Origin of the sequence: Bradyrhizobium sp., assembly GCF_049581145.1 — a bacterium.
In the GTDB taxonomy this organism is placed as follows: domain Bacteria; phylum Pseudomonadota; class Alphaproteobacteria; order Rhizobiales; family Xanthobacteraceae; genus Bradyrhizobium.
This window is the reverse complement of the sequence record NZ_JBAURI010000599.1, coordinates 1-3263: the sequence shown is the minus strand read 5'-3', so window position 1 is coordinate 3263 and position 3263 is coordinate 1. Positions and strand designations below refer to the sequence as shown.

The following is a 3263-nucleotide window of genomic DNA, read 5'->3' as shown; positions in this document are numbered from 1 at the left end:
CCGGTCGATGGGCCGGCCGCAAGGGTTGCAAGACAATCCTTCGGCGTCCCGATCAGTTCCGGCCGCCGTTTGCCTTGACGACCTGGCCGTTGATCCAGCCGCTCTCCGGACTGGCCAGAAAGGAGACGACCCGGGCGATATCGTCGGGCTGGCCGAGACGGCCAAGCGGGATGTCGTTGATCAGGCGCTGGATCAGCGCGTCGGATCGGCCGGTGAAAAACAGCTCCGTTGCGATCGGACCGGGCGCGACCGCGTTGACGGTGATGCCGCGACTGCCGAGCTCCTTGGCGAGGACGTGAGTCATCGCCTCCACGGCCGCCTTGGTCGCGGCGTAGACACCGTGTGCGGGCAGGTAGTTGCCGATAATGCTGGTCGAGAGATTGATGATGCGGCCGCCATCACGCACGCGCCGGGCGCCCTCGCGCATGCCGTTGAAGGCACCGGTGAGATTGACGGCGAGGAGGCGGGTGAAGTCCGCGTCGGCGACCTCTGCCAGCGGAGAAAGTTTGATGATCCCGGCGTTGTTGACCACGACGTCGATCGGCCCAAACTCGGCCTCCGCCTGGTCGAACAGCGCCTTCACGGCCGCTGCGTCCGCGACGTCGGCGCGCATCGCCCTGGCGCATCCGCCAGCCGCAGCGATGCGGGCTGCGACCTCCTCGGCGGCAGCCTGACTGGAGGCGTAACCGATGATCGTCCGAAAACCGTCAGCCGCGAGCCGGCTGGCGAGCGCGGCTCCGATCCCCCTGGAAGCGCCCGTCACGATTGCTGTTCGGGTCTCATTCGGCATCTGCGGTACTCCGTTGGGAGGTCAGGCCGTGATCGGCTGCCGGTCGTAGTTTTTCGCGTAGGCGTTCTCGACGCCGGTCAGAATCTCGACCACCTCGAAATAACGGTCCCAGAACGGGCTTTCCCGCAGCTCTTCGACCAGGAGCTGATAGGCGTGATGATCCCGCGCCTCCCACATCCAGATGTCGGTGACGCGGGCCGAGTAGAACTCGACGTCAAAGAAGCGGAGCGAGACTCCCAAAGCATGCTTTTTGACGATCGGCGTAAGGTGCTCCCGAGCCAGTTCGTAGCGGCGTTCGACCGGGAAACCCAGCCACTCGGGCGTCGTCTTCACCAACATGAAGACGGTGAGTTCGGGTTCGAAGGCTTTTTCTTGTGATGTCATATCTTTCTTTCCATCATCGTCTGATGGAGCTAAAATACGAGCAATCGCTCACAATTGGTACTCGCGTTTCCCAGCCATGCCGGCCAGACCTTCCCAGCAGCGACAACGCCCGAGAAAAGCGCCCAAACAGGCGCGTTCGCTCGAGACGGTGGCGGTGATCGTCGAGGCGGCGGCTCGCATTTTGGAGGCGCATGGACATGAGGGCTTTTCGACCAACGCGGTTGCCGAACGGGCCGGCGTCAGCGTCGGCTCGCTCTACCAGTATTTTCCCGAGAAGGACGCGCTGATCGGAGCCCTGATCGTCCGCGAAACATCGCGCCTGATCGATGATGCGGAGGCGGCCCAGGCTCAGGCCACCGGACGCGCGGCTCTCTCGGCGCTGATCATCGCCGCCGTCGGACACCAGCTTCGCCGTCCCGAGCTCGCCAGGCTGCTCGACTTCGAAGAGGCGCGGCTTCCGTTCGATGCCGAGACCCAACGGGTCGGCGACGGGTTCCGCGCCATCGCGATGGCAATCCTCGCACGGTCGGACCTGCCGCGGCAGCCCGACAGGGAGATAGCCGCACAAGACGTCATGGCGATCATCAGGGGAATCATCGATGCAGCCGGCGTGCACGGCGAAACGGATCAGCGAAAGCTTGCGAGCCGGGTGCAACGCGCCGTTTTCGGATACTTGAACACCAAGGCGTAGCTCCACCGGGCTCGCAAGCAGACATCAGCGCGGGACAGCATTCAATTTCGCGATCGCGGGCCGATCACTCCGGCGATTGACCGTGCGGACCTTCCCCGACATGGCGGGCACTTCCGTCACTGGTTCAGCATCGGAATGTCCCTGGCGGGCTCGGACCCGGCAGCGAGCTCAGGAAGGCGTGGATGTCGGCGGCATCCTTGTCCGACAGCACCTGCTCGGAGAACGACGGCATGTCGTTCGGCGAAAGGCGAGCCCTCGCCGATCGCTGTTCGAACCGTCAGCGGTTCGACATCACCCGCAACCTTCGCCGCGGGGTCTGCACCGGCTGCGCTGCCGGAGCCTCGGCGCGACCATCGCGATCGGCCTGGATCGCCATCGCCAACAGCTCTGGCGATCGACCTTGCTCACGGCGTTGCGCGGCAGGCTGTCGAGCACCATGATCGCCTCGGGCATCTTGTAGGCGGCAAGCCGCATCGCGAGATTGTCGACGATGCGGGACACATCCGCATCCTGATCGTTGCCGGCCAGTTTCGCGAAGGCGAAGATGCGCTGTCCGAGGACATCATCGGGCACGCCGACCACCGCGGCCTCTTCGACCGAAGGATGCGCGCCGAGGATCGCCTGCTCGATCCCGAGCGGCGAAATGTTGGTGCCGCCGCGAATGATGATGTCCTTCTTCCGCGAGACGAACCAGAGGTCGTCGCCCTCCCCGCGCCGCATCAGATCGCCGGTGTGATACCGGCCCTCCGTCAGGCTTGCTGCGGTCGCATCCGCATCGTTCCAGTAGCCCACGAACGTTGGCCCCGCGGACCAGCAATTCGCCGATCCCACCATCGGCAACGTCCTTGCCCTGATCGTCGACCAGGCGGAGTTTATCTGTGGCCTGTCGGCCACGATGCTGCTTGGCCGCCTTGCCGATTTGTGAGGGCTCGACGGAGCTTGTCGGCGCTGCGGGGGTCGCAAACAGCGCGCAGCCGAAGGATGCGGCGCTTCCGAGACCGCGCCGACACGCGCGAGAGCCGTCCGCGTCGCAGGCTGACGGGCGGGTCGGGCGGTGAGCTATCTCTGTCCGTGGTGCATTCGACGAAAGTCGTTCTAGGGTCTTGTCACGGCCTCCGGCGATATGTCTCGACCACCGCTTCTCTCCAGGAGAAATTTGCGGAATTCGTCGGCGCCCGTGGCAACCGGCGCCGTGCGGCCGCGGGCTCTGTCGAGCCAATCCTGCGCGGCCTTGAAGCGCACCAGGCCGAGGACATCGGCCGAGATGACGGTATCCCGCCATTTCGGGCTGCGCGGCGGCTTTTGCAACTGCTCGATATGGTCGAACAGCGCATCGACGAAGCGGGCCACTCGCCTGTAGCGATCGCTTTGCAATGGCCAGTTGTAGACCATCAGCAC

4 protein-coding genes and 1 pseudogene are annotated in these 3263 nt (G+C 64.8%); 1 reads left to right on the top strand and 4 read right to left on the bottom strand.

The window, feature by feature from the left end; all coding sequences use genetic code 11:
- Positions 1-52: 52 nt before the first annotated feature.
- On the bottom strand, positions 53-790 hold the full coding sequence (locus WCB02_RS19810; RefSeq protein WP_423960650.1) for an SDR family oxidoreductase: 738 nt from the start codon (positions 788-790) through the stop codon (positions 53-55).
- A gap of 21 nt (positions 791-811) precedes the next feature.
- On the bottom strand, positions 812-1174 hold the full coding sequence (locus WCB02_RS19805; RefSeq protein ID WP_423960647.1) for a darcynin family protein: 363 nt from the start codon (positions 1172-1174) through the stop codon (positions 812-814).
- 148 nt (positions 1175-1322) lie between these two features.
- Between WCB02_RS19805 and WCB02_RS19800 the strand changes: the two genes are divergently transcribed.
- The gene (locus tag WCB02_RS19800; RefSeq protein ID WP_423960645.1) at positions 1323-1865 is read left to right on the top strand and encodes a TetR/AcrR family transcriptional regulator; all 543 of its coding nucleotides are present in this window, start codon (positions 1323-1325) and stop codon (positions 1863-1865) included.
- A gap of 291 nt (positions 1866-2156) precedes the next feature.
- Here the strand turns inward: WCB02_RS19800 and WCB02_RS19795 are convergent, their stop codons facing one another.
- Together WCB02_RS19795 and WCB02_RS19790 are read right to left on the bottom strand one after the other, a co-directional pair.
- Positions 2157-2699 carry an AMP-binding enzyme gene (locus WCB02_RS19795; protein WP_423960644.1) on the bottom strand — a complete coding sequence of 181 codons (543 nt, stop codon included), beginning with the start codon at positions 2697-2699 and terminating at the stop codon, positions 2157-2159.
- Between the two features lie 261 nt (positions 2700-2960).
- A pseudogene (locus tag WCB02_RS19790) lies at positions 2961-3263 on the bottom strand (TAXI family TRAP transporter solute-binding subunit); the annotation flags it as partial.